Annotated in this window: 5 protein-coding genes; 4 read left to right on the forward strand and 1 reads right to left on the reverse strand. The window is 56.0% G+C overall.

Annotated features, from left to right (window positions below):
- On the forward strand, positions 1 to 219 hold a 219-nt coding region (locus INF86_RS22420; RefSeq protein ID WP_227414766.1), incomplete at its 5' end, for a hypothetical protein.
- Here the strand turns inward: INF86_RS22420 and orn are convergent.
- The gene (gene orn / locus INF86_RS10285) at positions 216 to 761 is read right to left on the reverse strand and encodes an oligoribonuclease (RefSeq protein WP_003855965.1); all 546 of its coding nucleotides are present in this window, start codon (positions 759 to 761) and stop codon (positions 216 to 218) included. The genes INF86_RS22420 and orn overlap by 4 nt on opposite strands.
- Before the next feature lie 107 nt (positions 762 to 868).
- Here orn and rsgA point away from each other — a divergent pair, with 107 nt between their 5' ends.
- The 3 genes from rsgA to mscM form a co-directional block, all read left to right on the forward strand.
- Complete coding sequence (gene rsgA / locus INF86_RS10290) at positions 869 to 1,921, forward strand: small ribosomal subunit biogenesis GTPase RsgA (protein ID WP_072202591.1); 1,053 nt, start codon at positions 869 to 871, stop codon at positions 1,919 to 1,921.
- 97 nt (positions 1,922 to 2,018) lie between these two features.
- Positions 2,019 to 2,987, forward strand: a complete 969-nt coding sequence (gene asd / locus INF86_RS10295; protein ID WP_022646813.1) for an archaetidylserine decarboxylase — start codon at positions 2,019 to 2,021, stop codon at positions 2,985 to 2,987.
- Between the two features lie 19 nt (positions 2,988 to 3,006).
- Positions 3,007 to 5,792: miniconductance mechanosensitive channel MscM (gene mscM, locus INF86_RS10300; RefSeq protein WP_370552862.1), on the forward strand; the 2,786-nt coding region annotated here is incomplete at its 3' end.

Genomic DNA, 5,792 nt, shown 5'->3' on the forward strand with positions numbered 1-5,792 from the left:
CCAACTGAGCTATTCCCGCAAATCTGTACTGCTTTTGTTGCTGTCGTAACGTGTAATTCTCTGTCGTTACGGGAGGCGCATTATACGAGAAATCCGTTTAGCTGCAACCCCCCTCAAAGCGATTTTTTTGAAATTAAGTTCAAGTGCTTATTTAATCGGCAAGCTGAACAATTTAGCGACAAAAACCCGGCCACGCAAGGCGCCGGATCGCAAAATTAAAGCTTAATAAAGTTTTCGCGATAGTACGCCAGCTCCGCAACAGACTCACGGATGTCGTCCATTGCCTGGTGCGTCCCCTGCTTTGTGAAGCCGTCGAGAATTTCCGGTTTCCAGCGGCGGGCCAGCTCTTTTAAGGTGCTCACATCCAGATAGCGGTAGTGGAAGTAGGACTCCAGCTCCGGCATGTACTTAAACAGGAAACGACGATCCTGCCCAATGCTGTTGCCACAGATAGGCGATTTTCCTGCCGGCACCCACTGCTTCAGAAACTCAAGCGTCGCCAGCTCCGCTTCGCGGTCGCCCAGAGTGCTGGCCTTCACGCGTTCCACCAGCCCGCTGCCAGTATGGGTACGCACGTTCCACTCATCCATCAGCGCAAGCTGGTCATCGGACTGGTGCACGGCAATCGTTGGGCCTTCCGCCAGAATATTGAGGTTGGCATCGGTGACCAGTGTGGCGATCTCAATAATGCGATCGCGCTCGGGATCCAGGCCGGTCATCTCCAGATCGATCCAAATCAGGTTGTTTTCGTCCGCGCTCATGTTATTTTCCACCCTTCTCGCTTAACCGGCAGTAGCAGGTTAACTAGTATTAATTAGAGTGTATCATAGAGGTTTTGCCCGCTATGGGCGACCAGGAGCCAGCGCGATTGAGTAAAAATAAACTCTCCAAAGGGCAGCAGCGCCGCGTGAATGCAAATCACCAGCGCCGTCTTAAAACCACTACGGAGAAGCCCGATTACGACGACAACCTGTTTGGCGAAGCGACGGAAGGCGTGGTGATTAGCCGCTTCGGTATGCATGCCGATGTCGAGTCTGCCGACGGGGACATCCACCGTTGCAATATCCGTCGCACCATCCGTTCCCTGGTGACCGGTGACCGCGTGGTCTGGCGTCCAGGCAAAGCGGCTGCGGAAGGGGTAACGGTTAAAGGTATCGTTGAAGCCGTACATGAACGCACGTCGGTTCTGACCCGTCCTGATTTCTACGACGGCGTAAAGCCCATTGCCGCCAATATCAACCAGATCGTGATCGTTTCAGCGATTTTACCCGAACTTTCGCTCAACATTATTGACCGTTACCTGGTGGCCTGCGAAACGCTACAGGTTGAGCCGCTCATCGTGCTGAATAAAATCGATCTGCTGGATGACGAGGCCATGGCCTTTGTGAATGAGCAGATGGATATCTATCGCAATATTGGTTATCGCGTTTTGATGGTTTCCAGCCGCACCAAAGATGGCCTGAAGCCGTTAGAAGATGCGCTGACCGACCGCATCAGTATCTTTGCAGGGCAGTCTGGCGTGGGTAAATCGAGCCTGCTTAACAACCTGCTCGGCCTTCAGCAAGAAATCCTGACCAACGATGTGTCGGACGTCTCCGGGCTGGGCCAGCACACTACCACCGCCTCACGTCTCTATCACTTCCCGCACGGCGGCGATGTGATTGACTCCCCGGGTGTGCGTGAATTTGGTCTCTGGCATCTTGAGCCGGAACAAATCTTTAACGGATTTGTCGAATTCCATGACTATATAGGCGCTTGCAAATACCGCGACTGTAAACATGACAACGATCCGGGCTGCGCCATCCGCGAAGCGGTGGAGAACGGTGAAATAGCGGAAACCCGTTTCGAAAATTACCATCGTATTCTCGAAAGCATGGACCAGGTAAAAACGCGTAAAAACTTTTCTGATTCTGATAACTGACAACTAAGCTAAGCGTCGCTAAAATCGTCCCCTTTTTTCAGGTTCCGGCAGCGTACTGCCGGATCAGGAACGACAAAACAATGGCCTGGAGGCTACCTTGTTAAACTCATTTAAACTTTCGCTTCAATACATTCTGCCTAAACTGTGGCTCACTCGCCTGGCGGGCTGGGGCGCGAGCAAACGAGCGGGCTGGCTGACCAAACTGGTCATCGACCTGTTCGTGAAATACTACAAGGTCGACATGAAAGAAGCGCAGAAGCCGGATACGGCAAGCTACCGCACCTTCAACGAATTTTTTGTGCGTCCGCTGCGCGACGAAGTGCGCCCGCTGAATACCGACCCGAACGTGCTGGTGATGCCTGCTGACGGCGTGATCAGCCAGCTGGGTAAAATTGAAGACGACAAAATTTTGCAGGCGAAAGGCCATAACTACAGCCTGGAAGCGCTGCTGGCCGGTAACTACATAATGGCGGATCTGTTCCGCAACGGGACTTTCGCGACCACCTATCTCTCCCCACGCGACTACCACCGCGTTCATATGCCGTGTAACGGCATCCTGCGCGAGATGATCTACGTGCCGGGGGATCTGTTCTCTGTAAACCACCTGACGGCGCAAAACGTCCCTAACCTGTTTGCCCGTAACGAGCGCGTCATCTGCCTGTTTGATACTGAATTTGGCCCAATGGCGCAGATTCTGGTAGGTGCTACCATTGTGGGCAGCATCGAAACCGTCTGGGCGGGCACCATTACGCCGCCACGCGAAGGCGTGATCAAGCGCTGGACCTGGCCTGCCGGGGAAGAAGAAGGTTCTGTGGCCCTGCTGAAAGGTCAGGAGATGGGCCGCTTCAAGCTGGGCTCAACGGTAATCAACCTGTTCGCACCGGGCAAAGTTAACCTTGTCGACGAGCTGGAAAGCCTGTCCGTGACCAAACTCGGCCAGCCTCTGGCAGTATCGACGGAGGTCTTTGCAACGCCAGACGTTGCGCCAGCCCCGTTGCCGGAAGAAGAGATCAAAGCCGAGCACGATGCCAGCCCGCTGGTTGACGACAAAAAAGACGAAGGTTAACAACAGAAGGATCGCTGACGTGCGCCCGATTATCGTATTACTGATGGCCTGGTGCCTCAGCATGGGGGCGTACGCAGCGACGGCCCCCGACGCCAAACAGATAACCCAGGAGCTGGAGCAGGCAAAAGCGGCGAAACCCGCTCAGCCGGAGGCCGTTGAGTCGCTCCAGTCTGCACTGAACGCACTTGAGGAACGAAAGGGTTCTCTTGAGCGCGCCCAGCAATATCAGCAGGTTATCGACAACTTCCCCAAACTCTCTCAGACCCTGCGCTCGCAGTTAAACAGCCTGCGTGATGAACCACGCCAGGTACCCGCAGGGATGACGTCCGAGGCGCTGAATCAGGAGATCCTGCAAGTCAGCAGCCAGCTGCTGGAAAAAAGCCGTCTGGCACAGCAGGAGCAGGAACGGGCGCGTGAAATTGCCGACTCTCTCAGTCAGCTTCCACAGCAGCAAACCGATGCCCGCCGTCAGTTAAATGAGGTGGAACGCCGCATTGGGACGCAGACCGGCAACACCCCGCAGAATCAGGCCCAAAATCTTGGGCTACAGGCGGAATCCGCCAGACTTAAAGCACTGGTTGATGAACTGGAGCTGGCACAGCTTTCTGCTAACAACCGCCAGGAGCTGTCGCGGATGCGTTCGGAACTGGCGCAGAAGCAGAGCGAACAGCTGGATGCGTATCTCCAGGCGCTGAGAAATCAACTCAACAGCCAGCGTCAGCGTGAAGCTGAACGTGCGCTGGAAAGCACCGAGTTGTTGGCCGAAAACAGCGCTAACCTGCCCGACAGCATCGTCGCCCAGTTTAAGGTTAACCGCGAGCTTTCTGCCGCGCTGAATCAGCAGGCGCAGCGCATGGATTTGGTGGCCTCGCAGCAGCGTCAGGCCACTAATCAAACCCTCCAGGTTCGTCAGGCTCTCAACACGCTGCGTGAACAGTCCCAGTGGCTTGGCTCATCTAACCTGTTGGGCGAAGCGTTACGCGCACAGGTGGCTCGTCTGCCAGAGATGCCAAAACCGCAGCAGCTTGATACGGAGATGGCGCAGCTGCGCGTTCAGCGTCTTCATTATGAAGACCTTCTTAATAAGCAGCCGCAAATCCGCCAGATCCGTCAGGCTGACGGACAGCCGCTCACCGGCGAGCAAAGCCGTATTCTGGAAGCGCAGCTGCGCACCCAACGCGAACTGCTCAATTCCCTGTTGCAGGGGGGCGATACGCTGATCCTCGAGCTCACCAAGCTGAAAGTCTCAAACAGCCAGCTGGAGGACGCGCTGAAAGAGGTCAACGAAGCCACGCACCGTTACCTGTTCTGGACATCCGACGTGCGGCCGATGACCTTCGCCTGGCCGATTGAGATCGTGCAGGATCTGCGCCGCCTCATTTCGCTGGACACCTTCAGCCAGCTGGGTCTCGCCAGCGTGATGATGCTCACCAGTAAGGAGACCATCTTCCCGCTGCTGGGGGCACTGATTCTGGTGGGTTTCAGTATTTATTCCCGTCGCCACTTCACCCGTTTCCTTGAGCGCTCCAGCGCCCGGGTGGGGAAAGTGACACAGGATCACTTCTGGCTGACGCTGCGTACAGTGTTCTGGTCAATTCTGGTCGCGTCTCCGCTGCCGGTGCTGTGGATGACGCTCGGATACGGCCTGCGTGAAGCCTGGCCCTATCCGCTTGCCGTCGCAATTGGCGATGGCGTGACCGCCACCGTTCCGCTGCTGTGGGTGGTGATGATTTGCGCCACGTTTGCGCGGCCAAATGGTCTGTTCATCGCTCACTTTGGCTGGCCGCGTAATCGCGTGGCGCGGGCGATGCGCTATTACCTGATGAGCATCGGGCTGATTGTGCCGCTAATTATGGCGCTGATCATGTTCGATAATCTCAATGACCGGGAGTTCTCCGGCTCGCTGGGACGGCTGTGCTTTATGCTGATCTGCGGGGCATTAGCGGTAGTGACGCTCAGCCTGAAGCGCGCCGGGATCCCGCTTTATCTCGACAAGTCCGGCAGTGGCGATAACATGTTTAACCGTCTGCTGTGGAACCTGCTGCTTAGCGCGCCGCTGGCGGCAATGCTGGCGGCGGCTGTCGGTTATCTCGCCACATCGCAGGCGCTGCTCGCACGACTGGAAACGTCAGTAGCTATCTGGTTCCTGCTGCTGGTGGTCTACCATGTTATTCGCCGCGGCATGCTGATCCAGCGTCGTCGTCTGGCGTTTGACCGTGCCAAACATCGTCGCGCAGAAATACTGGCTCAGCGCGCGCGGGGTGAGGAAGAGCCGAACCACGTCAACAGCACCGAAGGGACTTCAGACGCCGATGACGTCGAACTGGATCTCGATGCGATCAGTACCCAGTCCCTGCGGCTGGTACGCTCAATTCTGATGCTGGTTGCCCTGCTGTCGGTGATCTTCCTGTGGTCGGAAATCCACTCTGCGTTTGGCTTCCTGGAGAACATCTCTTTGTGGGATGTGACGTCGACGGTGCAGGGGGTCGAAAGCCTGGAGCCCATCACCTTAGGGGCCGTGCTGATTGCGATTCTGGTACTCATTATCACCACGCAGCTGATCCGTAACTTCCCTGCCCTGCTGGAGCTGGCGCTGTTGCAGCATCTGGATTTAACCCCCGGCACAGGCTATGCGATCACCACCATTACCAAGTATTTAATCATGCTGTTTGGTGGGCTGGTTGGCTTCTCGATGATTGGTATCGAATGGTCAAAACTGCAATGGCTGGTTGCCGCCCTGACCGTAGGCCTGGGCTTTGGTTTACAGGAGATCTTTGCCAACTTCGTCTCGGGTCTGATCATTCT

The organism is Enterobacter cloacae complex sp. I1M (assembly GCF_014982425.1).
GTDB classification, from domain to species: Bacteria; Pseudomonadota; Gammaproteobacteria; order Enterobacterales; family Enterobacteriaceae; genus Enterobacter; species Enterobacter intestinihominis.

Bases quoted from the DNA above. Each gene is read 5' to 3' on its own strand.
- orn (WP_003855965.1), bottom strand. From the start codon at position 761: ATGAGCGCGGACGAAAACAACCTGATTTGGATCGATCTGGAGATGACC.